This window comes from Lysinibacillus sp. NPDC058147 (assembly GCF_042884205.1).
Classification (GTDB): Bacteria; Bacillota; Bacilli; order Bacillales_A; family Planococcaceae; genus Lysinibacillus.
Map to the genome: position 1 here is coordinate 487,645 of NZ_JBHVUJ010000004.1, position 26,654 is coordinate 514,298.

Annotated in this window: 25 protein-coding genes; 24 read left to right on the forward strand and 1 reads right to left on the reverse strand. The window is 36.3% G+C overall.

Annotated features, from left to right (window positions below):
• The first annotated feature begins 109 nt into the window (after positions 1-109).
• The 20 genes from ACFVT8_RS15090 (at position 110) to ACFVT8_RS15185 (ending at position 20,574) form a co-directional block, all read left to right on the forward strand.
• Entirely contained in the window at positions 110-1,378 is a 1,269-nt protein-coding gene (locus ACFVT8_RS15090) for a cytosine permease (RefSeq protein ID WP_387081362.1), read from the forward strand.
• Complete coding sequence (locus tag ACFVT8_RS15095) at positions 1,375-2,478, forward strand: S-methyl thiohydantoin desulfurase family protein (protein WP_387081363.1); 1,104 nt, start codon at positions 1,375-1,377, stop codon at positions 2,476-2,478. Before ACFVT8_RS15090 ends, ACFVT8_RS15095 begins: the two co-directional genes overlap by 4 nt.
• Positions 2,471-4,021, forward strand: coding sequence for a hydantoinase/oxoprolinase N-terminal domain-containing protein (locus ACFVT8_RS15100; protein ID WP_387081365.1), 1,551 nt, complete (start codon positions 2,471-2,473; stop codon positions 4,019-4,021). Before ACFVT8_RS15095 ends, ACFVT8_RS15100 begins: the two co-directional genes overlap by 8 nt.
• Before the next feature lie 566 nt (positions 4,022-4,587).
• Positions 4,588-5,367, forward strand: a complete 780-nt coding sequence (locus ACFVT8_RS15105) for a hypothetical protein (RefSeq protein ID WP_387081366.1) — start codon at positions 4,588-4,590, stop codon at positions 5,365-5,367.
• A complete protein-coding gene (locus tag ACFVT8_RS15110; protein ID WP_387081368.1) occupies positions 5,364-5,720 on the forward strand; it encodes a GntR family transcriptional regulator in 357 nt (118 codons plus the stop codon). The genes ACFVT8_RS15105 and ACFVT8_RS15110 overlap by 4 nt, the downstream gene beginning before the upstream one ends.
• Before the next feature lie 10 nt (positions 5,721-5,730).
• Complete coding sequence (locus ACFVT8_RS15115; protein ID WP_387081369.1) at positions 5,731-6,426, forward strand: ABC transporter ATP-binding protein; 696 nt, start codon at positions 5,731-5,733, stop codon at positions 6,424-6,426.
• A gap of 5 nt (positions 6,427-6,431) precedes the next feature.
• Positions 6,432-7,355 (forward strand): ABC transporter ATP-binding protein, encoded by a 924-nt coding sequence (locus tag ACFVT8_RS15120; RefSeq protein ID WP_387081371.1) that lies wholly within the window; start codon positions 6,432-6,434, stop codon positions 7,353-7,355.
• Entirely contained in the window at positions 7,324-8,271 is a 948-nt protein-coding gene (locus ACFVT8_RS15125; protein WP_387081373.1) for an ABC transporter permease, read from the forward strand. The genes ACFVT8_RS15120 and ACFVT8_RS15125 overlap by 32 nt, the downstream gene beginning before the upstream one ends.
• Positions 8,272-8,531: 260 nt before the next feature.
• Positions 8,532-10,478, forward strand: a complete 1,947-nt coding sequence (gene nagE / locus ACFVT8_RS15130; protein ID WP_387081374.1) for an N-acetylglucosamine-specific PTS transporter subunit IIBC — start codon at positions 8,532-8,534, stop codon at positions 10,476-10,478.
• Positions 10,479-10,683: 205 nt separating this feature from the next.
• Positions 10,684-11,829, forward strand: a complete 1,146-nt coding sequence (gene nagA, locus ACFVT8_RS15135) for an N-acetylglucosamine-6-phosphate deacetylase (RefSeq protein ID WP_387081376.1) — start codon at positions 10,684-10,686, stop codon at positions 11,827-11,829.
• 28 nt (positions 11,830-11,857) lie between these two features.
• The gene (locus tag ACFVT8_RS15140; RefSeq protein ID WP_387081377.1) at positions 11,858-12,544 is read left to right on the forward strand and encodes a glucosamine-6-phosphate deaminase; all 687 of its coding nucleotides are present in this window, start codon (positions 11,858-11,860) and stop codon (positions 12,542-12,544) included.
• Positions 12,545-12,558: 14 nt separating this feature from the next.
• Positions 12,559-12,825, forward strand: coding sequence for an HPr family phosphocarrier protein (locus ACFVT8_RS15145; protein WP_387081379.1), 267 nt, complete (start codon positions 12,559-12,561; stop codon positions 12,823-12,825).
• Positions 12,822-14,534, forward strand: a complete 1,713-nt coding sequence (ptsP, locus tag ACFVT8_RS15150) for a phosphoenolpyruvate--protein phosphotransferase (protein WP_387081381.1) — start codon at positions 12,822-12,824, stop codon at positions 14,532-14,534. Before ACFVT8_RS15145 ends, ptsP begins: the two co-directional genes overlap by 4 nt.
• Before the next feature lie 185 nt (positions 14,535-14,719).
• On the forward strand, positions 14,720-15,313 hold the full coding sequence (locus tag ACFVT8_RS15155) for a LysR family transcriptional regulator (RefSeq protein WP_387081383.1): 594 nt from the start codon (positions 14,720-14,722) through the stop codon (positions 15,311-15,313).
• Between the two features lie 132 nt (positions 15,314-15,445).
• A complete protein-coding gene (locus ACFVT8_RS15160; protein WP_387081534.1) occupies positions 15,446-15,724 on the forward strand; it encodes a LysR substrate-binding domain-containing protein in 279 nt (92 codons plus the stop codon).
• Between the two features lie 72 nt (positions 15,725-15,796).
• Positions 15,797-16,459: a response regulator transcription factor gene (locus ACFVT8_RS15165; protein WP_387081384.1), complete on the forward strand. Its 663-nt coding sequence runs from the start codon at positions 15,797-15,799 to the stop codon at positions 16,457-16,459.
• A complete protein-coding gene (locus ACFVT8_RS15170; protein WP_387081386.1) occupies positions 16,456-17,499 on the forward strand; it encodes a sensor histidine kinase in 1,044 nt (347 codons plus the stop codon). The genes ACFVT8_RS15165 and ACFVT8_RS15170 overlap by 4 nt, the downstream gene beginning before the upstream one ends.
• Before the next feature lie 47 nt (positions 17,500-17,546).
• Positions 17,547-19,061: a multicopper oxidase family protein gene (locus tag ACFVT8_RS15175; protein WP_387081388.1), complete on the forward strand. Its 1,515-nt coding sequence runs from the start codon at positions 17,547-17,549 to the stop codon at positions 19,059-19,061.
• Positions 19,062-19,290: 229 nt separating this feature from the next.
• Positions 19,291-20,028: an urease accessory protein UreH domain-containing protein gene (locus tag ACFVT8_RS15180; protein WP_387081390.1), complete on the forward strand. Its 738-nt coding sequence runs from the start codon at positions 19,291-19,293 to the stop codon at positions 20,026-20,028.
• A 222-nt stretch (positions 20,029-20,250) separates the two neighbouring features.
• The gene (locus ACFVT8_RS15185) at positions 20,251-20,574 is read left to right on the forward strand and encodes a YnfA family protein (RefSeq protein ID WP_053593001.1); all 324 of its coding nucleotides are present in this window, start codon (positions 20,251-20,253) and stop codon (positions 20,572-20,574) included.
• Positions 20,575-20,694: 120 nt separating this feature from the next.
• On the opposite strand, the gene ACFVT8_RS15190 is transcribed toward ACFVT8_RS15185, so the two are convergent.
• A complete protein-coding gene (locus ACFVT8_RS15190) occupies positions 20,695-21,465 on the reverse strand; it encodes a class I SAM-dependent methyltransferase (RefSeq protein ID WP_387081392.1) in 771 nt (256 codons plus the stop codon).
• Positions 21,466-21,801: 336 nt separating this feature from the next.
• Between ACFVT8_RS15190 and ytaF the strand changes: the two genes are divergently transcribed.
• The 4 genes from ytaF (at position 21,802) to ACFVT8_RS15210 (ending at position 26,613) form a co-directional block, all read left to right on the forward strand.
• Complete coding sequence (gene ytaF / locus ACFVT8_RS15195) at positions 21,802-22,440, forward strand: sporulation membrane protein YtaF (RefSeq protein ID WP_387081393.1); 639 nt, start codon at positions 21,802-21,804, stop codon at positions 22,438-22,440.
• Between the two features lie 106 nt (positions 22,441-22,546).
• Positions 22,547-23,191, forward strand: a complete 645-nt coding sequence (locus ACFVT8_RS15200) for a helix-turn-helix domain-containing protein (RefSeq protein ID WP_387081395.1) — start codon at positions 22,547-22,549, stop codon at positions 23,189-23,191.
• 30 nt (positions 23,192-23,221) lie between these two features.
• The gene (locus tag ACFVT8_RS15205; RefSeq protein WP_387081397.1) at positions 23,222-24,160 is read left to right on the forward strand and encodes an LCP family protein; all 939 of its coding nucleotides are present in this window, start codon (positions 23,222-23,224) and stop codon (positions 24,158-24,160) included.
• 293 nt (positions 24,161-24,453) lie between these two features.
• Entirely contained in the window at positions 24,454-26,613 is a 2,160-nt protein-coding gene (locus ACFVT8_RS15210) for an alkaline phosphatase PhoX (RefSeq protein ID WP_387081398.1), read from the forward strand.
• The last annotated feature ends 41 nt before the right edge of the window (positions 26,614-26,654 follow it).

The window sequence follows — 26,654 nt, forward strand, 5'->3', positions numbered from 1 at the left end:
AAAAAGATAAAAATTCAGACTTTTTTTTCATTTTTGAAAAAGACGTACGTTCCTAGCTTCTTCTATAATAAAGAACATTAATTAATGAACTATAAAAGGAGGGGTCGATATGGGGGAAGATAGTAAAGGTCAGTCTTGGTATAGTCTAGGGATTATTTGGGCCGGTGCAATGATTTGTATACCAAGCTTATTAGTAGGGAATACATTGATTTCTGGTATGAGTTTAACAAAGGCATTAGTCGTGTCTTTTGTTGGATATGCAATTGTAGTAATCATCATGATTTTGCAAGGAATGCAAAGCAGTGATTTAGGAAAGCCGACCGTTCATGTCGCAGGACAAGTGTTTGGTAAAAAAGGATCACGGACGATACTATCTATTATTTTGGCTATTGCTTGCTTAGGCTGGTTTGGCATTCAAGCCAATGTTTGCGGGGTTGCACTAGCTAATTTGTTAGCAACGTATGATATGAATGTACCTATTCCATTAGCTTCTTTACTTAGTGGTTTAGTGATGGTGATTTCAGCTGTTTACGGCATCAAAGTGCTACGTGTCTTAAGTTATATTGCAGTTCCATTTTTAATTGTCATTTGTATACTAGGTCTAGTTCAAGCTTTATCCGGCGATAATCTACAGCTTATCTTGGATTACAAACCTAAAAATAACATGAGTTTTTCGAATGGACTAGCTATAACGATTGGTTCATTTGCACTTGGGGCTGTAATCGCGGGTGATTATTCTCAATTTTCCGAAAAACGCTCAGATGTTTTTAAAGCTGCAACATTTGGGATTATTCCAGCTGGAGTATTGATGATTGGCGTAGGGGCAGTTTTAACAATCGCCTATCAAACAAGTGATATTACTGCTGTCTTTCTGAATATTGTCACTCCATTTATCGGTGGAATCGCTTTGATATTAGCTACATGGAAAACCAATTTGGTGAATGCAATATCAGGAGGAATCGCCTTAAATAATGTTTTTAACGTTTCGAAGGACAAAGAAAAAATGGCAATTGGCATAGCTGGAACGATTGGGACTTTACTTGCCGTGATCGGTATTTTAAATTTCTTTACACCAATTATGTCGATATTATCAGCGATGATTCCACCAGTTGCAGGCGTTATGATTGCCTCTTATTGGGTGATGAATAAAGGAGATAAAACAAGCTGGAAGGAAGTTGATGGTGTAAATCGTTTAGGTGTTCTCTCTTGGCTAGTTGGTGCAGTAATTGCAAGTATTCCAGTTGTTTTATCATTATTCCCTAGCATGCCGCAATTACCGAATCAGCCCCTAATTGGTATTGTTATTTCATTTGTAATTTATTATTTCGGTTATCGTTTAACAGTGCAAAAGACTGTCATATTGGAGGAGAATAGATGAGATATATAGATAAAGAAGCTATTGAACATATTGCGATTGGAGCCGCTTTTTTAGGAACAGGTGGAGGGGGAGACCCTTATATCGGGAAAATGATGGCTCTCTCTGCTATTGAAAAAAATGGACCAGTAAAATTATATTCAGTTGATGAAATTGAAGATGGGGACTTTTTCATTCCAGCAGCTATGATGGGGGCACCTTCTGTTTTAGTTGAGAAATTTCCGCGGGGAGATGAATTTGTTAAAGTTTTTCAAAAGCTAGCGAAGTATATTGGAAAAGAAAAGATTACAGGGACATATCCAATGGAAGCGGGTGGCGTGAATTCGATGATCCCAATTGTAGTAGCTGCACAACTGGATATCCCTCTCATTGATTGTGATGGAATGGGACGTGCATTCCCAGAATTGCAAATGGTGACGTTTAATTTGGATGGTATTTCTGCAACACCGATGGCTATTACAGATGAAAAAGGCAATATCGGAATTTTTGAAACGATTGATAATAAATGGACAGAACGCATTGCACGCTCAGCAACTGTTGAAATGGGCGCAAGCTCTTTAGTTAGCTTGTACCCAACGACAGGAGATCAGATTAAACAGAGCGGAGTCCATCATATCATTACCCTTTCAGAAAAAATCGGTGAAATTATTGCTACCAAAAGTAGAAATGTGAAAGATAAACTACATGAATTGCTACAGCTAGTTTCAGGTTATGAATTATTTCAAGGTAAAATTGTCGATGTTATTCGAGAAACGAAGGGTGGATTTAACCTTGGAAAAATGAATCTGGAAGGCATGGAAGTCAATAAAAACGATACTATGAAGGTCCATTTTCAAAATGAAAACCTTATTGCACAAAAAAATGATCAAGTTGTCGCAATGACCCCTGATTTGATTTGTTTAGTAGATTATGAAACTTTGTTGCCAGTGACAACGGAAAGCTTAAAATACGGTAAGCGTGTCCGAGTTATTGGATTGCCAGCTCATGAAAAATGGAGAACTGATAAAGGAATTGAAACAGTAGGTCCAAAATATTTTGGTTATGATTACGATTATGCTCCAATTGAGGAATTGGTTAAAAAGGTGGTAGTTGAACATGTATAAGATTGGAATTGATGTTGGTGGGACGAATACGGATGCCATTATTTTAGATGAAAAAAATAATCTCGTTCATAGTGTTAAATCTCCAACGAGTTTAGATATAAAAACAGGTATTGAAACAGCTTTACGAAACTTATTACGAGAATCGAACATTGATAAGACGAAAATTACGCATGCAATGTTAGGTACAACGCAATGTACAAATGCCATTGTAGAGCGTAAAAAGTTAGCTAAAGTTGGTGTAATCCGTCTAGGATACCCTGCAACCGCGTCTGTACTTCCATATACTGCTTGGCCAAAAGATATGATTGAAAAACTATCGGGGAATTATGCCTTAGTCCATGGTGGCTATGAATATGATGGTCAACTTTTAGGCGAGCTTGACGAAGGCGAAATTCAAACCCTTTTAGAGGACTGGCGTGATAAAGTGGAATCCATAGCAATAGTTGGCGTCTTTTCTTCCATAAAAAATGATCAAGAGTTGAGGGTACGCAGTCTTATACAAAATGTATATGGAGAAGAATTTCCTGTTTCATGCTCGTCGTTGATTGGCTCGGTAGGTTTAATTGAACGTGAAAATGCAACTATTTTAAATGCGGCCTTATGCAAAGTAATTGAAACGACAACAACAGGCTTTATTCATGCGTTAGAAGGAGAAGGGATTTTCAATGCCAAAGTCTTTTTATGTCAAAACGACGGAACATTAATGTCTATTGATTATGCTAAACAATTTCCAATTTTAACGATAGCATGTGGACCGACGAACAGTATACGAGGCGCTTCTTATTTAGCAAAAATCAAAGATACAATGGTATTGGATGTTGGCGGAACGACCTCTGATATTGGGGTTTTGCAGGATGGATTTCCAAGGGAATCTTCTGTAGCAGTAGAAGTAGGAGATATTCGCACAAATTTTAGAATGCCAGATATTATTTCCGTTGGGCTAGGTGGAGGCAGTATTGTCCGAGTAAATAACGATAAAATTACGGTTGGTCCTGATAGCGTTGGATATAAAATCGCTGAAGAAGCACTTGTTTTTGGCGGGAATACCCTTACGACAACAGACATTGCTGTTCGTCTTGGGTTAGCTGATGTTGGTGATCGTCGTTTAGTAGCGCATATTGATGAAGCATTTGCGAAAGATGTTCAATCAGAAATATCCTCTTTAATTGAGCAAGCCATTGATAAAATGAAAACTTCATCAGAGGATGTTCAGCTTGTATTAGTTGGTGGAGGCAGTATTATTGTTCCAGATACCCTTCAAGGAGTCTCTAATATTGTTAATTTTGAAAATGGGACTGTAGCAAATGCGATTGGTGCTTCTATTGCTCAAATTAGTGGTCAATATGAACAGATTTATATTTATTCTAGAGAGCCACGCGAGACTTCACTGAAAGATGCTCAAGAAAAAGCAGTGAAACAAGCAGTATTAGCTGGAGCCATGTCTGAGACGATTGAATTAGTGGAAGTAGAAGAAACACCACTTGCGTATCACCCAGAAAATGCGACAAGATTAAAGGTTAAAGTGGTAGGGAAAATGGGTTAGGATTTCTTCACTGCTTTACGGGTTACCTCTTAGCGGCGTTCATTGCTTGGTTAGCGGCGGAATATCGGGTTTTAGCGGCGTTCTTCCTATGGTTAGCGGCGCAACTCACACTTTTAGCGGCGAATTCCAACAAAAGTTGGACAATTTGACAAAACTAAAGCCAGAGTTGGAAAACTTTGTATAGAATTTTACACAATATTAAGGACTTGACTGGACGCCCCCAGGAAAGCGACCAGTCGGAACAGAAATCACCCGCTCATTGGCTCCGAATTAACGGACAGTTTTTCTGTATGAATCTTTTTTGCTCTTTGGAAGGCGATGTCGATATAATTCAAAAGTTGGGCGATAAAACGGAAAACTGTTCTGATAAAATTAAAAGTTGCATGTTTTGTTAAAACGTCAAAATCACCCTCAAATTGCTGAAGATACATTCTTTATTAAACTTAATTTCATTACAACATGAAGGAAGTAGCCTATATTTTAAAGGTTCTTCCTTTTTTTTGCTTTTAATACTTGCAAACTTAAAAGTCATAGTGTACTATTTGACTAGTACACTATGACACGAGGTGTTTACTTTGAAAAAAATTGCAGGGTTATTGAACAAGGAATGGGTGCTCTATAGGGTATGGCTATTCAGTGGGATTTTTATTGGGATCATGCTGTCAATGGTCATTCCATATTTAATTAGGCGTTATAGTGATGAATTTACGATGGAAAACCAGCTGCCATTTTTCTTCTCGATATTAGTACTGATGTTAGGTGGATTTTTTTCGGTATTACAATATCTAGTTAGTATCCGTAATGATTTAAGGACCAAAGAGATCTGGCTGCATTCAACTAGTTCCATTGCACAGCTTATAGGTGTGAAAATTGTATTCTCCTTAATAGGATACGCTATCTTCAATTTTATCTTTGTAAGTATAGCTATATACAATATCAAAGATGAAATTATAGGCAGCTTCGCCCAAATACTTTCATTGCTAACACTGGTTGTGGCGATTATTGTTATTTTCCAATTGATGATGTTTGTGCTAGTGCTACTATTTTTTGCATTTAATCTCCAAATGAAACACTTTATTGGTAACTTTTCCGTAGTTATCACCATGGTTACCTTTTTCATCAGTATGAATGCATGGTTAAAATTTACAGGGAGTAAATTATATGATAATATTTTCCATCATATAGGCATTCCTTTGACTGGTCTGGAACCATTTTTCCCAAAGTCATCAACAATGAATTTAAGTTTGGGCACAATGTATATCGTAGATGAAGTAGCAACTTTTATTTTGGTAGCCATCCTATTTATCATAGCGACAAAGTGGCTTGAAAAGGTGGTTTTACGATGACAATCGACTTTTCACGTGATAAGCCAATTTATAGTCAGCTTGTAGATCGGATATGTGGGGATATTTTGAAAGGGAAGCTAGTACTTGGGGATCGACTTCCTTCAGTTCGAGAATATGCAGTGGAAACAGGTGTAAACGTCAATACTGTGCAACGGGTGTATAAGGAGTTAGAAGCGATGAAGATAACGGAAACCAAACGAGGTCAAGGTACATTTATTACAACTGAAGAAGAGCGAATTGCGCTTTTACGCGAAGAAATGAAAACTCAATTAGCAGATCATTTTTTAACTTCCATTGAAGCACTTGGATTTTCGAAGGAAGAGATGCTCGTTGTTTTACAAAAGAAATCGTGAGGTGAAATAAATGCTACAGTTATCGAATGTCTCTTTTCGTTATATGAAAAAGCCTATTCTACAAGATGTGTCTTTTTCCTTTCCTGTTGGACAAATCATTGGGCTTGTTGGAGAAAATGGTAGTGGCAAGTCGACACTATTAAAAGTGTTGGCAGGCTTATTACGTCCGTCTAGTGGTGAAGTATTGTTAAATGGAACATCTGTTACACGCAGAAGTGCTGATAAAATTGCTTATTTACCAGATATTGATTTGTTTTTTGATTTTTACACAGGTGAGCAGCTTTTTCAGCATTATTCCTCTCAATTCGAAGATTTTTCGTATGATAAGGCATGTATTGTTGCGGAGTTTTTACAGGTTGATAAAAATGTGAAGCTACGGCAATTATCAAAAGGGAATCGTGGTCGAATGAAAATGGCCGCAACTCTTGGGCGAGAGGTACCATTTTATTTAATGGATGAGCCATTTTCAGGTCTTGATCCAATTGTTCGTGAACAGCTCATAAAAGGGTTAATTCAATTTACCGATATTGAACATCAGACCATATTATTATCAACACATGAGTTATATGAAGTAGAGCCTATTTTAGATCAAATCATATTATTGCAAAATGGTTCGATCATTGCACATGAGGAAGTAGAAACGATTCGAGATGTCTCGAATAAGGATGCTGTGCAATGGATGAAGGCGTATTATAAGAAAGGGTGAAATTAATGACAACACAACCAATTGTTCAATTGCAAAATATATCAAAGACCATTGGCGGTAAGCAATTAATTCAGCAATTGAATATCGATTTATATCCAGGTCAAATTACTGGATTTTTAGGACCGAATGGCGCAGGGAAAACGACGACAATTCGTATGATGACAGGGCTTATGCGACCAACTGAGGGGAAAGTCATTATTGATGGTCTTTCTTTACAGGATAATTATGAGGAAGCGATTAGTAAGGTCGGCGTAATTGTAGAAAATCCGGAAATGTATAAATATATGACGGGCTATAAAAACTTACTGCACTTTGCACGTATGCATAAAAACGTTACAAAAGAGCGTATTGAAGAGGTCGTTAAACAAGTTGGTCTTGAGAAACGCATTCATGAAAAGGTATCGACGTATTCGCTAGGGATGCGTCAGCGTTTAGGACTCGCACAGGCACTACTTCATCGACCAAAGTTTTTAATTTTAGATGAACCAACAAATGGGCTAGATCCAGCAGGTATCCGCGAGTTTCGTATGTATTTACGTAAAATTGCAGCGGAGGATGGAGTATCTGTTTTTGTCTCCAGTCATTTATTATCCGAAATTGAGTTAATGTGTGATCGAGTGGCTGTCATACAAAATGGCAAGCTCATCGATATTCGTGATATCAACGTTGAAACTTCTTCGTTTTATTATATTGAAGCTACACCAAATGATCAGGCTGCAGCACTTCTACAAAAGCATGATTACAACTTCGTTACAGAAAATAATGGTTATGTAGTGGAAATAATGAAAGAGGATATCCCGAAACTAATTTCACAATTTGTTCATGAAGGAATTCAAATATTTGCCGTTCAACCGCATCAAAAAACGTTAGAGGATCAATTCCTAGAAATGACAGGAGGTGGCCAAATTGCTGAAGCTAATTCAAAATGAATGGATGAAATTATGGCATAAAAAAGGAACTTGGGTAATGGTCGCGCTATTAATCCTCTTTATTATTGGTCCTGGTATTATGATGAAATACTATGATACAAAAATGACAGAGGATATAACGTGGCAGGAAAGTGAACAGCAGGCGATTAATAATAATAAAGAGATAATGAAAGATGAAGGTTTATCGACTGAGGATAAAAAACGCTTCGAGGAGCAAATTGCTATTTCTGAGTATCGATTAGCAAACGATGTGCCGTCTCAAGTAGAAGGAAGCGTAGCAAGCTTTATGTCATTTTCAGGTAACATGCTGACTTTAATTACATTATTTACGGTTATTACGGCAGCAAGTATTGTATCTAGTGAATTCTCTACTGGTACGATTAAAATGCTATTAACGCGTCCGGTTTCACGAGCAAAAATATTAACTTCAAAATTACTTACAACTTTCATATTTGGAATCTTGTTACTTGTTGTCAATGTAGTAGTAAGTGCTCTTGTTGGACTGATACTATTTGGTGGTACAACTGGTGTTGAGCTAGAAATGGTCAACGGTCAGGTTGTTGAAAAATCAGTATGGAATGACTTAGCTTATCACTATTTACTTTCTGGCGGAGACTTTGTCATGTCAATATTGTTTGCTTTCTTAGTGGGTTCAGTTTTCCGTTCAAGCTCTTTAGCGATTGGCTTAACGATGTTCTTATCTTTTACAGGTGGAATGATTGTAATGTTCTTAAGTAGATTTAAAATCGTTAAATATATTTGGCTAACACATTCAGATTTGACACAGTATGAACATAATCAATTTATAATAGATGATATGACAATGCCATTCTCACTCACAATTCTTGCGATTTATGCTGTTCTTTTCCTTGGGATCAGCTACATGTCCTTTATGAAACGTGATGTCACAGCATAATTAAAAAATATGAACCGCAGCCCAATTGGTGAAAGAAAATCTTCCAATTGGGCTGTAGTTTGTTACAATGCTTGCTTAGACTAATTACATCCTCGTATAAAGCATACGATGGCTTCATTTAATTAATAGTCTTAAGGACCTTCATTTCAAAAATAGTGTTTATTTTTCGTGAGAGTGGTAATATAATTGATAGAAACTTAATGAAAACGCTTTTTTTTCTATTAAGTGGTCTAGACAACTATACCAAAGGGGGAGAATAAATGTTAGCTTTCTTACAAAAAATCGGTAAGTCGTTAATGTTTCCAATTGCTACTTTACCAGCAGCTGCATTACTTTTACGCTTAGGCTCTGGGGACATGCTTGGTGCAGTTCCAAATGACGTTGTCCAGCATATTGCAACTGTTATGGCAGCATCTGGTGATGCGATTTTAGGTAATTTACCTATTATTTTTGCAATCGGTATCGCGATGGGCTTAGCACATGATAATAGTGGTGGAGCAGCGTTAGCGGGCGCCATTGCACATTTGGTGTTAGTCGCAGTATTAGGAGCCGTAAATAAAGATCTAAATATGGGTGTATTTGGTGGAATCATTGCAGGTATTACAGCAGGTCTACTCTATAACAAATTTTATAATGTAAAATTCCCAGAATGGCTGTCATTCTTCGGAGGACGGCGTTTTGTGCCAATTATAACGTCCATCACCATGGCGATTTTAGGTGCTATTTTAGCTGTCATATGGGGACCGATTCAAGGTGGTATCGATTCAGTAGGGAACTGGTTAATCGGTGGTGGAGCATTTGGTGTTGGGATGTATGGTTTCTTAAATCGTTTACTAATCCCAGTAGGTCTACACCATGTAATTAATACAATAATTTGGTTTGACTTCGGTGAATTTACCAATGCTGCAGGCGATCTTGTTAAAGGTGATATTAACCGATTTTTAGCAGGAGACCCATCAGCAGGACATTTCCAAGCAGGTTTCTTCCCAATCATGATGTTTGGGTTACCAGCAGCGTGTCTTGCGATGTTCTTTGCAGCGAAAAAGGAAAAACGTGCAGTAGTCGGTGGTATGTTTGTATCCATCGCTTTAACAGCATTTTTAACAGGTGTAACTGAGCCTATTGAATTTACATTTATGTTCTTATCTCCAGTACTTTATGGTATCCATGCAGTTTTAACGGGTATTTCGCTTGCCATTTCTTATATTATTGGATTCCGTGATGGGTTTGGATTTTCGGCAGGCTTAATTGACTATCTTTTAAACTTTGGTTTAGCAGATAGACCATTGCTATTAATTCCATTGGGATTAGGTTTCGGCGCTATTTACTTTGTCGTTTTCTATTTCTTAATCAAGATATTAGACTTAAAAACTCCTGGTCGTGAAGACGACGATGAAGAAGGGACAGATGTTGATGCAGCTGTTTCCAATGATTTAGATTTACGTGCTTACAAAACAATCGAAGCATTAGGTGGACAAGAGAATATCAAGCAAGTGGATTACTGTACAACACGTCTTCGTATGACTGTGGATGATGCAGAACAGGTGGATGAAAAAACATTAAAACAAACGGGTGCGCGAGGTGTTATGCGTATTAGTAAGACAAATGTACAAGTCATAATCGGTACATCCGTAGAGTTTTTAGCAGAAGCTATGAAAGATCGCCTGAAAAAGGGTAATCCAGCACCTTCAAATGTAGATTTACAAAAAGAGACGCCTGTTGGAGAAACATCAGTAGAAGAAGGGACAATTTCTTCCAATGATTTTGAGATGCCAATTACAGGCGATTTAATTCCGTTATCTGACGTACCAGATGAAGCATTCTCATCAGGTATAATGGGGCCTGGTTTTGGTATTCATCCAAAAGGTGGTACAGTTCATGCACCATTTGATGGACAAGTAGTAATGATTTTCCCAACGAAGCATGCTATCGGGTTAAAATCTGATACAGGTGTGGAAATATTAATTCATGTCGGTTTAGATACTGTCACACTAAATGGTGAAGGATTTGAAACGATGGTTACAGAGGGTCAATTAATTCAACGTGGTGATACGTTATTAAAAGTTGATTTTGAAAGTATTAAAGACAAAGTACCTTCTATCGTCACACCAATTGTTTTCACAAGTTTAATGGGACAAGAAATAACACTTGAAAAATCTGGTTTCCAACGAGCAGGTTCTAATAACATTATTTCGATGAAGAAGTAATAAATAAGAGATGCTGTCTAAAAAAGTCCATCAAACTAAATGAACAAGAGTAATTCCGCTTTATTTTCTGTGGGAAAACATGTTGATCCCACAGATATCTAGGCGGGTATAAACGCTATACTAAAATATCAGCATTGATAGGATCGCTTCAAATATACTATTTTTTTAGGACAGTCTCTTCTATCAATCCTAGGAGATGTTTTTAATGAATTTATTAATCCGTAACATCACAGTCGTCAATGCAACAGGACGAAAGGAACATGTCGACGTTTTCATAAAGGATGGGAAAATTGCGCAAATTGCACAACGAATTATAGTAGACCATGTGCAAATAATTGATGGTATAGGGAAATTTTTAGTTCCTGGTTATATCGATATGCATATCCATGGCTCTGCTCAAATGGACACGATGGATGCATCGAGTGAAGGTCTTCATAAGATGGCAAAATCACTTGCCAAAGAAGGTACAACAGGCTTTTTAGCAACGACTATGACACAAAGCTTTCAAAATATTGAACGTGCAATTGAAAATATTGCGCAGTTTACATCAAATCCAGATGAGGCAGAACTTCTAGGGATTCATGTAGAAGGTCCTTTTATATCAGAAAAGCGTGTAGGTGCACAGCCAATTGAATATATCGTACCTCCTGATTTCGCTGTATTTACAAAATGGCAAAACTTAAGCGGCAATAAAATTAAAGAAATTACAATGGCGCCAGAAGAACCAAATGGATTTGATGTAGTTCAAGCAATTGCAGAAAGTGGTGTGGTCGTATCAATTGGTCACTCTGATGCAACATTTGAACAAATGAAAGAAGCCGTTCATCATGGTGCAACACAAGGCACACATTTATACAACCAAATGCGGCCATTCCATCATCGAGATCCAGGTGTTGTCGGTGGTGTATTATTATTAGAGGAAATTAAGGCCGAAATCATTGTTGATTTTATTCATATGCACAAGGATGCCGTGAATATGGCTTATCGTTTAAAAGGAGCAGACGGTATTATTTTAATTACCGATGCAATGCGAGCAAAAGGAATGCCATATGGAGATTATGACTTAGGTGGTCAAATGGTTCACGTCTCCGAAAGTGGTGCCCATTTATCAAATGGTGCTCTTGCTGGTAGTGTATTAAAAATGGACCAAGCTGTACGTAATATGCAACTCATCACGAATTGTTCGTTAGAAGAACTTGTTAAAATGTCGAGCTACAATGCTGCAAAACAATTAAAATTGGCTAACAAAGGACAAATTGAACAAGGATTTGATGCAGATTTTGTAATTTTGGATGAACATTTAATGTTGCAACAAACGGTTAAGGCTGGCAAGGTAATTTACGAAGCCTAAGTTGTATGCTAATAAGGGGGAATAAAGATTGAGACTGGAACGCTTTGCTTCAAAAGAAGATTTATACGCCCGTGCAGTAGACATAATTGTGAATACTAAAAATGAAGGTGCTACAACGTTCGGTCTAGCTACAGGTGGTACAATGGAGGCGTTATATGCTAAGATTTGTGAGACTAATATCGATTTTACTGATTGTATTAGCTTTAATTTAGACGAATACGTTGGCCTAAGTGCTAAACATGAACAAAGTTACGCATATTATATGTACAAACATTTATTTCACAACAAACCATTTAAAGAATCCTATTTACCAAATGGTTTAGCTGATCATCCTACAGAGGAAGCGGCACGCTATGAATCATTATTACAGCAGCTTCCATTAGATTTTCAATTACTTGGTATTGGACAAAACGGTCATATCGGTTTTAATGAACCAGGAACATCTTTTGATACGTTGACACATCTTGTAACGCTTGAAGAATCAACTCGCCAAGCAAATGCACGCTTCTTTGATTCGATCGATGAAGTTCCAACCCAAGCATTTACGATGGGGATTCAATCTATAATGCGCGCAAAGTGCATATTGTTAATCGCAGTTGGAGAAGCAAAACGTGATGTATTAGAACGTGTGCTTGCATCTGAATATACAGAAGATGTACCAGCAAGTGTATTAACAAAACATCCAAATGTTATCATTTTAACAGATTTACAATAAGAGGAGAATAAACAATGAAAACAAAACAATTTACAGTAGTAGACCCGCAAGGAATTCACGCACGTCCAGCTAGCCAGCTTGTAGCAGCAGCAACACCATTTGCTTCTTCTATAGAATTACAGACAGAACAAAGAACGGCAAATTTAAAATCTATTTTAGGCGTTATGGGATTAGCCCTAAAACAAGGTTCAGTATTTACACTACAAGTAGAAGGGGAGGATGAAGAACAAGCGTTTACTGCATTAACTAATTTAATTTCAGAAACGGGGCTAGCACAATGATACAACTCAAAGGTATTGCCGCATCTGACGGCATTGCCATTGCGAAAGCATATCGTTTAGTTCAACCGGATTTAACGTTTACGAAAATAACTATTCAGGATATTGATGCAGAACAACAACGTTTAGTGGCAGCGCTCGAAAAAACAGAAGAAGAATTAGCCGCAATTCAACAGCTAACGCATGAAAAGTTAGGCGCGAAAGAAGCAGCAATTTTCGGTGCACATTTACTTGTTGCGAAAGATCCAGAATTAATTGGACCTATCCAACAAAAAATTGCTGATGAAGCGGTTAATGCAGAATATGCATTAAGTGAAGTTTCAACGATGTTTGTTTCATTATTTGAAAATATGGATGACGAATATATGAGTGAGCGTGCTGCAGATATTAAAGATGTATCAAACCGCGTTTTAGCACATTTACTCGGTGTACATATTCCAAATCCAAGTAATATTAGTGAACAAGTGATTGTTGTAGCAAATGATTTAACACCTTCTGAGACAGCACAATTGGACCGTAATTTTGTGCTTGGTTTTACAACGGATATTGGTGGTCGTACATCTCACTCTGCCATTATGGCACGGTCACTTGAAATTCCTGCAGTTGTAGGGGCAGGTAAAGCAACGACGTCCATTCAAGATGGTGATTTATTAATCGTAGATGGTTTAACCGGTGATGTACTTGTGAACCCAACAGAAGACGTTGTTGCAACATATAGAAAAAAAGCGGAAAACTTTACTGCTCAACAAGCAGAATGGGCAACATTACTAAATGAAAAAACGATTTCTAAAGATGGAGTTCAAGTTGAACTAGCCGCGAACATTGGGTCATCAAACGATTTAGAAGGTGTACTTCGTCACGGTGGTGAAGGAATCGGTTTATACCGTACAGAATTTTTATATATGGGACGAGAAAACTTACCGTCAGAAGACGAACAATTTACAGCGTATAAAATGGTATTAGAAGGAATGAAAGGGAAAGCAGTTGTCATCCGTACACTTGATATTGGTGGAGATAAAAATTTACCCTATTTACCACTCCAAGAAGAGATGAATCCGTTCCTCGGCCATCGCGCGATTCGTTTATGCCTAGATCATCAAGATATTTTCCGTACACAATTACGTGCATTATTACGTGCATCCAATTATGGGAACCTAAAAATTATGTTCCCTATGATAGCGACATTACAAGAATTCCGTGACGCGAAAGGGATTCTTTTAGAAGAAAAGGAAAATCTACTTGCTAAAGGCGTAGCTGTTAGTGATCAGATTGAAATCGGCATTATGGTTGAAATTCCATCGACGGCAGTGATGGCAGATATTTTTGCGAAAGAAGTGGACTTCTTCTCGATTGGTACAAATGATTTAATCCAATATACGATGGCAGCGGATCGTATGAACGAAAAAGTATCTTATTTATATCAACCTTATAATCCGGCTATTTTACGATTGGTTAAAATAGTCATTGATGCAGCACATAAAGAAAAGAAATGGGCTGGTATGTGTGGTGAAATGGCAGGGGACGAATATGCTGCACCACTATTACTTGGTTTAGGTCTAGATGAATTTTCAATGAGTGCAACATCCATTTTAAAAACACGTTCCTTAATTAAAAATTTATCTGCGGCGGATATGCAAGCATTAGCAACAGAAGCGTTACAATTAGCAACATCCGATGAAGTGTTAGATAAAGTTAAGCAAGCTGTTAACTAATTGTTTAATAACAATGAGACAATATAATAAGTAGTTGAAGATACAAGAAATTGAGGATCTTCAACTACTTTTTTAATTGTCCAATTTTCGTATATGTTGGTATGAATAATGGCCAGTTTTTAGAAAAGGTTTCAAGATGTAAATAGAATTCGATATAATGAATGAAAAACTAGAGAGGCCTATTTATGGAAACAGAATGGTTACGAACTTTTATTGTTGCTGCGAAAACAGAGAATTTTCGTGAGACGGCAGAACAACGTTTTATTACACAATCAACAGTTTCTAAGCATATTCAACACCTAGAGAAAGAACTACAAACACCGCTTTTTGATAGACAGGGGAAGCATGTGAAGTTAAATCATATCGGCGCTCACTTCCTTCAACACGCCGAGAAAATGATGGCAACGATTGATGAAGGATTACAAACTACTGTATCTCTATTGGATGGTTTTACGTCCCAGCTAACGATTGGTGTCGCACCACAAATCGCCAATTCTACATTACCGGTAATCATTGATACATTTCAGCAGCAAAAACCTTCTATTCAAATAACGATAGAACTGTTAAAGTCCAATGAAATCGGGGAAGCAGTATATGCTGGCGTAGTAGATATCGGTTTATCAAAATTAATAACAACGCGTGATCTTCATACAGTTCTTCTCGCGCAGGAACCACTGCAATTGATTGCTCCGATATCAAAAAAGGCGACAGATGCACAGACTCTTTTACAGCAGGAAACTATTTTAACTTCTTTCAGTGGATGTCCAAACATCCACTGAAAGAAGTTAAAGCCTTCGGCGGATGTCACGGAATCGGAAAGGAATTCTTTGTGTGAAAGCACAAAGCCGATTCCGGACGCAATTATGCCGAGGCATAATTGATCGCATGAATATGCACCATACTGGCAGGACATACAACAAGTATTGCAACAATTCCCAAGCTATAAAAGTATGAATATTAATCAAACAGAGGTTATTAAAAACTTTGTTAAGCAAGGATTAGGCATCGCCTTTTTACCAAAGAGTGTAATTGAGGCTCAATCTCACCAGCAAGTACTTCAAAGCTATTCGTTAGAGGAATGTGCCCATATCGTTTCGAGTACCTATTTTTTAACGAAATATGTATCAGCGGATATTGAGGCGTTCTTAGGCATTTGCTATCTGATATACAAAGACGTAGTTGGTGATTAAAAGAGCAAGTCAACTGTTTAAATTGTTTATAATATTATTAAATTTCTTATACAAAGTTGGTGTAATTAGAAAATGATAGTGCTAATTGTCGATGATGAAGAAAAGATTACAGAGGTATTGGCATCTTATTTTAAAAATAAGGGAGATCATACATATATTGCACATACAGGAGAGTCCGCAATTCAAGTGATCGATCAAGTACCTCTTGATATGATTATTTTAGATTTAATGTTGCCGGATATGGCTGGAGAAGACATTTGCGAATATGTAAAATCAAATTACGATATTCCTGTGATTATGCTTACAGCGAAAATCTCTATTGATGATAAGGTAATCGGATTTGGAATTGGTGCAGATGACTATGTAGTTAAACCATTTCATCCTAAAGAAATAATAATAAGAGCAGAAAGATTGTTACCCAGCTCACAAAAAAAACAAATTATTATTTTAGGACAGTTGGAATTCCATAAAGATGAGAGAAAAGTATTTGTAAATCATCAAAGTATTCAGCTCACGCCACATGAATTCAGCATTTTACTATTACTAGCTGAAAATCCTAAAAAGGTTTTTAGCAGGGATGATATCATTCAAAAAATATATAGTTTTGATTTGAACATAAATCCTCGTATTGTGGATCAACATATTAAAAATATTCGTAAAAAAATGAAAGAAGAGTACATCCAAACGGTCTTTGGTTTGGGGTATAAAATAAACGAAAAGGTTATAAATCAATGAAATTTCATATAAAAGTTGCCTTAATTATAGCTATATTTTCTACAAGCATACTCTTATTCATAACAGGGATATTACTTTATAAAGGTCATGAACATTTGATGATGCTCCAAATTACAGATTCCGAGGAACTAATTCACCACTTTGATATGGCATTACGGGAAACGGCAATGTGGTCATTTGGCCTTTTACTTATTTTTATACTAATTTCTAGTTTGTTAATCGCAAAAACATTAACGAAACCTATCCAAGAACTGGATCTCTTTGCGTTAAGACTAGTGCGTGGAGACCGTCACTTAAATATTAGTTACAACATTAATGATCAAATTGGTCAATTAGGTAGATCACTGGTGAAACTAGATGAAACGTTAAACACTTATGAACTTCGTCGTAAAGAAATGACACAGGATCTTGCACATGAAATACGTAATCCATTAGCCTCAATAAAAAGCTATTTAAGTGCATTTGAAGATGGAATATGGACAGCTACTCCAGAACGTTTGAAAGCATGTGTGGAGGAAATTGATAGGCTAATTCTCCTTGTTGGAGAATTAGATACATTAAATGATATTAATAATCCTACATTTAAGGTCATTATGAAAGAGCAACCGATTGCTAATTTGATCGAAAAGTCTGTAATTGCGTTGGCAAGTGAATTACTTGAAAAAGAAATACAGGTAGAATTGGATTTAGACAAAACAATCAATGCAAAGGTAGATGCCTTGAGATTGAATCAAATTCTACACAATATTATAAAAAATGCAATGTATCATGTTCAAAAAGATGGAACTATATTAATCAAATTATTTAATAAAAGCGACGGTTATATAATTCTTGTACATGATAATGGAGTCGGTATGGATCAAGAAACAAGTCAAAAAATCTTTGAACGAAATTACCGAGTGGAAAATCGATATACTGGCAATGGTATTGGTATGACAATTACCAAAAAGCTAGTGGAAGCTCATAACGGTACAATTTCCGTCAAAAGTGAGAAAAATATTGGAACAACATTTTATATACAAATGCCGTTTTCTACATAATTCCTACACAACTGTTCTTTATACTTAAGGTGAAAGGAATGGTTGATATGAGGAAAACAGTATTAATAGGTATTATTGCAAGTTTGGGCTTACTTGGGGCTTGTAGCCAAGGAAATAATAACGATATGAATGACATGGATCATTCCTCTATGAAGATGGAGGGGATGGATCACTCTTCAAAAGATATGAAAGACATGGACCAAGATAAGATGAAGGGACATGAGAGTCATAGCAATGTTTTAAGTTTAAACAATTCAACCGGTAAAAATGAAGTGAAAATCCCTGCTGAACTTCAACGTAATAATAAAGATGAAGTTGTATACACTGTTAGGGCACAAAAAGGAAAAACAGAAATATTTGATGGTTTTCAAACAAATACCTATGGGTATAATGGATCGTTTCTCGGTCCGATGATTCGTCTTGAAAAAGGTGAAATCGTAAAGATTAGAACTATCAATGAACTTGATGACGATACAACTTTTCATTGGCATGGACTAGAAGTGTCAGGGGAAGAAGATGGTGGGCCAGAAAGCATACTTAAACCAGGAGAAGAAAAAACCATCGAATTTACGGTGAATCAAGAAGCAGCAACGCTATGGTTCCATCCCCATCCACATGGAAAAACGGCTGAACAGGTATATAACGGATTGGCAGGCTTGGTTTATATTGAAGATGAACATTCAAAAAGTCTTGGATTGCCTAATGATTATGGGAAGAATGATTTCCCCTTGATTTTCCAAGATAGAACATTTGATGATAATAAACAATTGAATTATAGCTCTACAATGAACCAAGACGGAACAATCGGTGATACATTATTAATTAATGGAACGCTCAATCCTAAATTGACTGTAACCAAAGAGAAAGTGCGTCTTCGTTTATTAAATGGATCTAATGCGAGAAATTATACATTTAAATTGAATACAGGGGATTCTTTCCTTCAAATCGCAACGGATGGTGGTTTCTTGAATGAACCCGTTTCTTTAAAAGAGATTACACTAACGCCATCCGAAAGGGCAGAAATCGTAGTTGACTTTTCAAAAATAAAGGACATTAATGACTTAGCTTTAATAAATGAGGATGGATCGGTCCTTTTACCATTTGTAGTTACTAATCAAAGTGGAGAGAATAGTATGGTCCCTAAACAATTGAATGATCTGTCATTAGTAGATAAAGAAATGAATCTACCTGTTACAAAAAAAGTGGAACTCTTTGGAATGATGGACATGGTAACGATAAATGGAAAGAAATTTGATCCGGAAAGAATTGATTTCACCCAAAAACAAGGGGTTACTGAGGTATGGGAAATTTATAATAAACCGGATATGATGGGCGGCATGATTCATCCGTTTCATATTCATGGAGCACAATTTACAATACTCTCTCGTGATGGGAAAAAGCCACCTGAAAATGAGCAAGGATGGAAGGACAGTATCTCCGTAAAACCAGATGAGACAGTAAAAATAGCTGTACAATTTAAGCATAAGGGCGTCTACATGTTCCATTGTCATATTCTAGAGCATGAGGATAATGGAATGATGGGTCAAATTAAGGTGGATTAACACTTAATTGTGATTAAAAATGAAGTTTGATTAAAATCCTGTGTTAATTTTTTGATACAGGATTTTTCTTTTATGTTCTTGTGAATGATTATAGTGAATACCTATTTTTTAACGAATTATGGCACAGCTGATATTGAGGCATTCTTAACAGTTTGTCATCTGATATTCAAAGACGTAGTAGTTGGAACTACATCTGTGACTTACTACAAAAAATAGAAGGTGTTTCTAGATGTATAGTATAATGTCGAAAATAAGCCAAATCATTAGTGGACCTATTACAGTATTTTTAAATTCCTATGAACATTCCCCAGTCATTATTGCGATTCTTCTTGGATTAATAGGCGCTTTAGCTCCTTGTCAATTAACGGGGAATATGAGTGCTATCACTTTTTATGGGAATCGAACATTGCAAATGAAAAACAGTTGGCAAGAAATTGTTTTTTTTATACTAGGGAAGGTCGTCGTATTTAGTTTAATAGGTTACTTCGCCTGGTTATTCGGTCAGTCCTTTGAAACAGAGATGACGAAGTATTTTCCTATTTTTCGTAAAGCGATTGGTCCAATCATGCTCATAACAGGACTCGTGCTAATTGGATTATTAAAATTGAAATTTCTTAATCGAATACCTAAGTATATTCCGTCTGTTTTAAAAGAGGGGAAATGGGGATCTTTTCTGATGGGTGCTAGTTTTTCCATAGCCTTTTGCCCTACGATGTTTGTTCTATTTTTCGTGTGGTTAATGCCAACAGTCGTAACCTCTGCGTATGGGGTAGTTTTATCGGCCATTTTTGGAATAGCAACCTCTGTACCATTACTAGTGATGCTGTGGCTTATTCATTTATTTGATGCAAAAAGATTCATTATGCGTACAAGCATGAAAATGGGAAGAGTGATTCAAAATGTAGCGGGTGTTATTCTGATTTTTATTGGCGTTACGGATACGATTACATACTGGGGATTGTATTAAAGAGAGGAAGAAGCAGGAAAAGGAAGGGGAGTATATTCAAACATAATAGCAATACCTACTTTCTATATTTCACCTTTCTCCTGTTAAAAAGCAATCGCTTATAATTGGTTGTACTGGGGAAAGGCGGAATTTTTTTGATTTCATTCAAAGTAACGTGTTTTTATGTATAATAGAGCAGATAATAAATGTTTCTTTTTAACATATATAGAAAGTGTGAAAAAAATGATTGGTGCAACATTATTATTTATCCTCGCAGGAATTGGCGAAATTGGGGGCGGCTATTTAATATGGCTTTGGTTAAGAGAAGGTAAACCATTTTACTGGGGAATTATAGGTGGGATTGCGTTAGCTTTATATGGAGTTGTCGCAACTTTCCAGACCTTCCCAACCTTTGGTAGAGTATACGCAGCCTATGGAGGTGTCTTTATTGTCCTTTCTATTTTATGGGGATGGGGAATCGACGGGAAAAAACCAGACATCTTGGATTTCGTTGGAGCAGGCATTTGTTTGATTGGTGTTTTAGTAATTTTAATACCTCGTTCATGATGGATAAAATGTTACATTTGTGATGATGACCGAAATACCGAAATAAGTCAGGAATTTCATATAAATAAATAGTAAAAACGCTTGGATATTTTTCCAAGCGTTACACTATTCGATTTCATATTAAAAATAACTGTTATTTTTAATAGCAACAAAGCGTAATCTGCAATAATCAGCAACCCATTGATGATCCTGATAAAATTTTGGCTTTAACAATTCTTCACATTTGTCATAAATCTGTTCCTTTTCAGTTTCTGATAAATGCTGAAGCATATTATTGCTAAACATCACTAGCCAATTACGAAGCCCATCCTCGCCTTGAAGCGGTGTTGGGCGCTCATATAGTGTAATCATTTCAACTGTAAATCCAGCGCTTTCTAATTTCGACTGATATTCTTCTATAGTAGGAAAATACCATGGGAAATACTCCTCAATATAAGAAAGTTTTAATTCCTCCATACTTTTTTGAAGTGCCCAAACAATTGAAGCAATATTACCGTGTCCACCCATTTCAGCAACGAAACGACCACCTTGTTTAAGTGAACGGTAAATATTTTGAATAACTTCATCCTGTTGTTTCATCCAATGTAATGCAGCGTTTGAAAAGACTGCATTGAATTGGTTTGCCATGTGAAGTGCAGTAGCATTCATTGTGTGAAACGTAATATCAGGGTATTTTTGCTGTGCAGCGATAATCATGTCATGGGAGGCATCGATTCCTTGAACATTAGCACCAAGAGCGGCAATTTCATGGGCTAAATCACCTGTACCACAGCCGACGTCTAAAATACATTCATCTTTTTGTGGTGCAAGCAAATCCACTAAGCTCCCTCCAAATTTTGAAACAAAGTCATGCTTTTGATCATATAAATTAGCATTCCATTTTGTTATCATTGTCCCTCATCTCCTTTCTATTAGCGTAACAGAGAGTTTAATTGAACAGAAATGCGTAAAATTATCAGTTTTGATTCCATATTGGAATATAAAAGGGATAAGCGCTGTAATAATGCTATACCTCCTTCGAACTAATACCCATGGCTCAATCGGTTCATTGAAAGCCCCTGCGGAATGTAATCAATCTCAAGTTATGCTGATAGCAAATATTTTTTTATTAATTCGCACACTATATTGTGTTACCAAAATATTGTTGTTTTTTTGTCAATGTTTTTAGAAATTCAGGCACAATTTGTCAACATGAATAATATGATATAAAAAAATAAGGGATGTGGTATGGTGACTTGGTTAATCATTTTGGCTTTTACTTTTTCATCCAGTATTGATAATTTGGGTGTCGGACTTTCTTACGGGATTCGAAAGATAAATGTTAGATTTGATAAAAATATTTTAATCTCGGTCATTTGTTTTCTTATGAGTATGGCAGGCATTACATTTGGTGTATGGCTATCAAAAATTCTTCCAGGTATGCTTCCTGTGGTCATCGGAGCGTTATTATTATGTATAATCGGAATTCGGATTATTCTTTTGGCTAAACCGCAGAAACAAGAAACTTTAAAAGTGTATAGTAACAAAGAAATAAAGTCTAATAATAATGTTCAAGATATTTTAAGAAATCCGGAGGAGGCTCAATTTAACAAGTCTGGGGAAATTGGATGGGGAGAAGCTGTACTTCTCGGTATTGCCTTATCGGCGAATGCACTTACGAATGGGGTAGGTGCAGGTTTACTCGGTCTTTCGCCGCTTGTCATCTCGATACTTGCTGCGATTGGGAGTTTTATTACTGTTTGGTTAGGTGTTAAGTTAGGGAGTAAGGTAGCGGATGTTCGGATTGGTTCATTTACTGTAGGGCAATTTGGAACAATTATTAGTGGAGTAATGTTGTTAATAATCGCTTTTGCAGCATTCTTCTAACTAAAGTGTTGACAAAATGTCAACGTGATTATACACTTCTTGAGAATGATAATTTCATATCATATTAGACAACTGGTTTAGTCACTGTAAGAGGGGAGAATCGAAAATGGCTGAACAGAGAAACAGTAATAGTCTTGGTTTATTGCTGAGGGAGTTATTGAAAGAACGTTCATTATCTATGCGAAAGTTTAGTGAACTCACTGGAATCGACACAGCTACGATCTCACGGATAATAAATGGTAAGAGAAATGCGACACCACAACATTTGGAAATTTTTGCCGATTTCCTTGAAGTTCCTTTAATCAATCTTTTTGAAGCAGCAGGATATCCAATTGAACAGAGACAAGAAGATTCAGATTCAGATATTCATACGTCTGTTGACGCAATACAAGCTTTGCTTAAGTCTTCAAATGTGTACGATGATGAATTTTCGGTGTTAAATGTTGAACAGAAACTAGAAAGCTATGGACTATATGCACAAACAGAAGAAGGGAAAAATTCGATACTTAAGGATTTTGATGAAAAAATTAAGAGTGTAGGAAGCGTAGGTCCTTTTATAAGCAAGTTAAAAGAATTATATGAGAAATTCGCATCGGGAAAAGGAACACTTTTTGAACTAACCTTAATCGGAAGTACATTATTATATTTTATTATTCCAGTAGATGTTATACCGGATTATCTATTTCCTATTGGTTATTTAGACGATGCAATAGCTGTGCAACTTACTACAAAGGCATTACTAAAAAAATAACTTAGACTTAAGTGATAGGTGGATTAATTTATGAAAAGAAGCAAAAAGAGACGGAAATGGCTAAGAAATTTGTTCTTAGCATTCGCATTAGTAATCGTAGCAGGGATTATTTATGGGGTTTATCAATACAATAGCGGATTGGCTATGGCAGATGATAGTCAATTAAAAGATATCGAAAACGCGTATGACCCATTTGAAGGTGCGGATGTGCAATTTGGTCAGATTAATGTGCTACTAATGGGAAGTGACGCTAGAGACGAGGATGGTAGATCAGATAGTTTAATGATTGCACACTATGATCAAACGACAAATGATGTCAAACTGATTTCTATTATGAGGGATACGTATGTAGACATCCCAGATCACGGAATGAATAAAATAAATGCTGCTTTTGCTTTTGGAGGTCCCGAACTTGTAAGGAAAACAATTAAGCACAATTTTGATATTGATGTTAATTACTACGCTCTTGTGGATTTTAAAGGTTTCCCTAAAATAGTAGATCTATTAGCACCGGATGGGATTGAGGTTGATATTCCTTATGAAATGTCCCATGGAATTGGTATGACATTACATCCTGGGAAACAAGTTTTACATGGTAACGAGTTATTAGGCTATGTACGATTCCGCCACGATCGTTTAAGTGATTTTGGTCGAGTGGAACGTCAGCAAGAGGTCTTGGGTAAGGTGAAAGAACAAATCGGTGTTTCAAGTTTAATGAATTTGCCAAAAATACTTGGTGTTGCTGATTCCTACATTGATACAAATGTTGATAATAAAACAATCCTGACAATTGCAAAAGGGATGGTAAATGGAAAGTCTAAAGGAATTGACACTTTACGAATTCCTGTTGCAAATGCTTATGAAGACAAACGTGTAGATGTAGGCGACGTCTTAGATATTGACTTTGATAAGAATAAACAGGCATTAGAAGACTTTTTATCATCAAAGGACAATGAAAAAAATGACTAAGATACGACAAAAGGTAACAATCTAATCAGGGCAAAAATAAGAGTATGTTTTGAACAATTATTTCAAAACATACTCTTTTGTTATTTTATGGGTTCCCTTTCAAGAAAAGCGCGATAAATTTGAATGATAATCAGCTTCAATTTCATTATAGTGCCATTCTTTTTATGGAATGTTACAAAAAAGAACCTCTAGTAACAAATGTTTATAAATAATAAAAATAAAATCAACAGTAAATTAACATTTACATAGTTTAATAGAACTGTACAAAAGAAATCTACTAGGGTGATTATTAGATGATTAATAACAAACTTGTAAAAAAAGGCGCTACTCTAGCACTTGCTCTAGCTATTACAAGTCCAGCATTATCACCAACAGGAGTGAATGCTCAGGAAAATATATCAATAGAAGCTGTTAAATTTAATGGAATGAAGGCACCAACTACTATTGAAGAAATGGTAAAAACGTATACAACCGCAACAGTTGATGTGAAATATAGCAATGGAGAAGTAAAAACATTACCATTGTCCTACAACTACCTATTTAAATCGGAAGATAAGGTAGCAACTGTTAAAGGGAAAAAAATCCCTGCAGGTACACCAATTGATGTAAAAGGAAATCCAATTAAGGATCCAAGTAGCACAGACGGAAAATACTTTGTTTCCGATGCTCCAGATTCAAACAGTTTAATGTTGCCTATTAATGGGAAGCTTTATATGGTTACACATTATGAATATCATACTATTGATGCTGCTGGCAAATCAGCATACGGTTTAGTTCCTGCATCTATGTCTTTAACTGAGTTGGAACAGGACGATAAAACAGGTGAATTGAAACCTGTAAAAGTAGAAAAAATTGATTTTTCGACAGTAAATGGACTTTGGATTCCATGTAACGGATCATTATCTCCTTGGAATACACATTTAGGTTCTGAAGAGTACGAACCAGATGCACGACTTTTCTTAGATCCAACATCGAAAGTAAGAAGTCAAGTTGAAACATTCTCTCAATTCTATTTTGGAGATAAAGCAAAGGCTAATCCTTATTTCTATGGGTACACTCCTGAAATTACAGTAGAAAAGAACGGGAAAACATCAGTTGTAAAGCATTATAGTACAGGACGCTTCTCTCATGAGTTAGCGAAAGTCATGCCAGATAACAAAACTGTTTTTTACGGGGATGATGGCGGTAATACAGGAATGTTTATGTATGTGGCCGACAAAGCAAAAGATTTATCATCAGGTACATTATATGCAGCCAAATTTAAACAAATTGGTACTGATAACGGTGGTTCAGGAGATTTACAATGGATTAAGTTAGGGCATGCAACGGATAAAGAAGTGAAAGATATTATTAATAGTGGGATTACATTCAATAATATTTTTGAAACTTCAGATGTTCCTAAAGAAGGTTTCACAGCTATTAAAACATACTCAAATGAAGGAAAAGTAGAGTATCTAAAACTTAAACCAGGAAAAGAAAAAGCAGCTGCCTTCCTTGAAACTCGCCGTTATGCAGCTATGCTTGGTGCAACTACAGAATTTAACAAAATGGAAGGTGTAGCACTAAACGCAAAGGATAAAAAAGTATATATCGCAATTTCCGATCAAAGTAAGGCTATGGAAAAAGATTTAACAGGAAAAGACCCAGCAGATCATATTCAATTACCAAAAATTAAAGCTGGTGTAACTTATCAATTAGATTTGCAAGGTGGTCAAAAGGATAGTGGAGGACATGCAATTGATAGCTCTTATGTAGCACTATTGATGTCTGGATTAGTTGTTGGTGAGGATTTAAAAGATGCTGATTCATTTGGTAACACTGCGAATGTAGATAAAGTAGCTAATCCAGATAACTTAAGTTACTCTGAAGCAATGAGAACACTATTTATTGGTGAAGATAGTGGTGCCCACACAAATAACTACGTTTGGGCTTATAACGTTGATACAAAGGAATTAGATCGTATTCTATCTGTCCCAACAGGAGCGGAAGCAACTGGATTATTTGCTGCTGATGACCGCAATGGTTTCTCATACATTTTCAGTAATTTCCAGCATCCTGGTGATGAAGTGGATGCTAAGTCAATTACAGCTGTAAATAAAGATGAATTACTTAAAGCTGTTGACGAACAAATTGGTATTAATAAAACAGGCGGTATTGGTTATATCTCTGGTCTGCCTTCTTTAACAAACATGCCAAAATTCAGTGCACCTGAAGCTGCTAAAGTAGATAAAGTAACAATAAAATCCAAATCAGTTACAGGTAAAACTGAAAAAGATGCTACTGTACAAGTTTATAACGGGGAAACATTATTAGGGGAAGTAAAAGCAAATTCAAAAGGGAAATTCACTGTGAAGATTAAAGCCCAAAAAGTAGGAACAAACCTAACTGTTGTAGCTAAAGACAAAGATGGAAACAAAATTGAATCAACAGTCATAAAAGTTGCTTCTAAATAACAAACACTTACATTTTATTGTGAATGAAAAAAATGAAAAGG

Coding starts and splice junctions, on each gene's coding strand:
- ptsP (WP_387081381.1), top strand. CDS start 12,822: ATGATACAACTCAAAGGTATTGCCGCATCTGACGGCATTGCCATTGCG.
- ACFVT8_RS15210 (WP_387081398.1), top strand. CDS start 24,454: ATGATTAATAACAAACTTGTAAAAAAAGGCGCTACTCTAGCACTTGCT.
- ACFVT8_RS15200 (WP_387081395.1), top strand. CDS start 22,547: ATGGCTGAACAGAGAAACAGTAATAGTCTTGGTTTATTGCTGAGGGAG.
- ACFVT8_RS15175 (WP_387081388.1), top strand. CDS start 17,547: ATGAGGAAAACAGTATTAATAGGTATTATTGCAAGTTTGGGCTTACTT.
- ACFVT8_RS15185 (WP_053593001.1), top strand. CDS start 20,251: ATGATTGGTGCAACATTATTATTTATCCTCGCAGGAATTGGCGAAATT.
- ACFVT8_RS15180 (WP_387081390.1), top strand. CDS start 19,291: ATGTATAGTATAATGTCGAAAATAAGCCAAATCATTAGTGGACCTATT.
- ytaF (WP_387081393.1), top strand. CDS start 21,802: ATGGTGACTTGGTTAATCATTTTGGCTTTTACTTTTTCATCCAGTATT.
- ACFVT8_RS15170 (WP_387081386.1), top strand. CDS start 16,456: ATGAAATTTCATATAAAAGTTGCCTTAATTATAGCTATATTTTCTACA.
- ACFVT8_RS15110 (WP_387081368.1), top strand. CDS start 5,364: ATGACAATCGACTTTTCACGTGATAAGCCAATTTATAGTCAGCTTGTA.
- ACFVT8_RS15205 (WP_387081397.1), top strand. CDS start 23,222: ATGAAAAGAAGCAAAAAGAGACGGAAATGGCTAAGAAATTTGTTCTTA.
- ACFVT8_RS15115 (WP_387081369.1), top strand. CDS start 5,731: ATGCTACAGTTATCGAATGTCTCTTTTCGTTATATGAAAAAGCCTATT.
- ACFVT8_RS15190 (WP_387081392.1), bottom strand. CDS start 21,465: ATGATAACAAAATGGAATGCTAATTTATATGATCAAAAGCATGACTTT.
- ACFVT8_RS15165 (WP_387081384.1), top strand. CDS start 15,797: ATGATAGTGCTAATTGTCGATGATGAAGAAAAGATTACAGAGGTATTG.
- ACFVT8_RS15100 (WP_387081365.1), top strand. CDS start 2,471: ATGTATAAGATTGGAATTGATGTTGGTGGGACGAATACGGATGCCATT.
- nagA (WP_387081376.1), top strand. CDS start 10,684: ATGAATTTATTAATCCGTAACATCACAGTCGTCAATGCAACAGGACGA.
- ACFVT8_RS15095 (WP_387081363.1), top strand. CDS start 1,375: ATGAGATATATAGATAAAGAAGCTATTGAACATATTGCGATTGGAGCC.
- ACFVT8_RS15145 (WP_387081379.1), top strand. CDS start 12,559: ATGAAAACAAAACAATTTACAGTAGTAGACCCGCAAGGAATTCACGCA.
- nagE (WP_387081374.1), top strand. CDS start 8,532: ATGTTAGCTTTCTTACAAAAAATCGGTAAGTCGTTAATGTTTCCAATT.
- ACFVT8_RS15120 (WP_387081371.1), top strand. CDS start 6,432: ATGACAACACAACCAATTGTTCAATTGCAAAATATATCAAAGACCATT.
- ACFVT8_RS15090 (WP_387081362.1), top strand. CDS start 110: ATGGGGGAAGATAGTAAAGGTCAGTCTTGGTATAGTCTAGGGATTATT.
- ACFVT8_RS15155 (WP_387081383.1), top strand. CDS start 14,720: ATGGAAACAGAATGGTTACGAACTTTTATTGTTGCTGCGAAAACAGAG.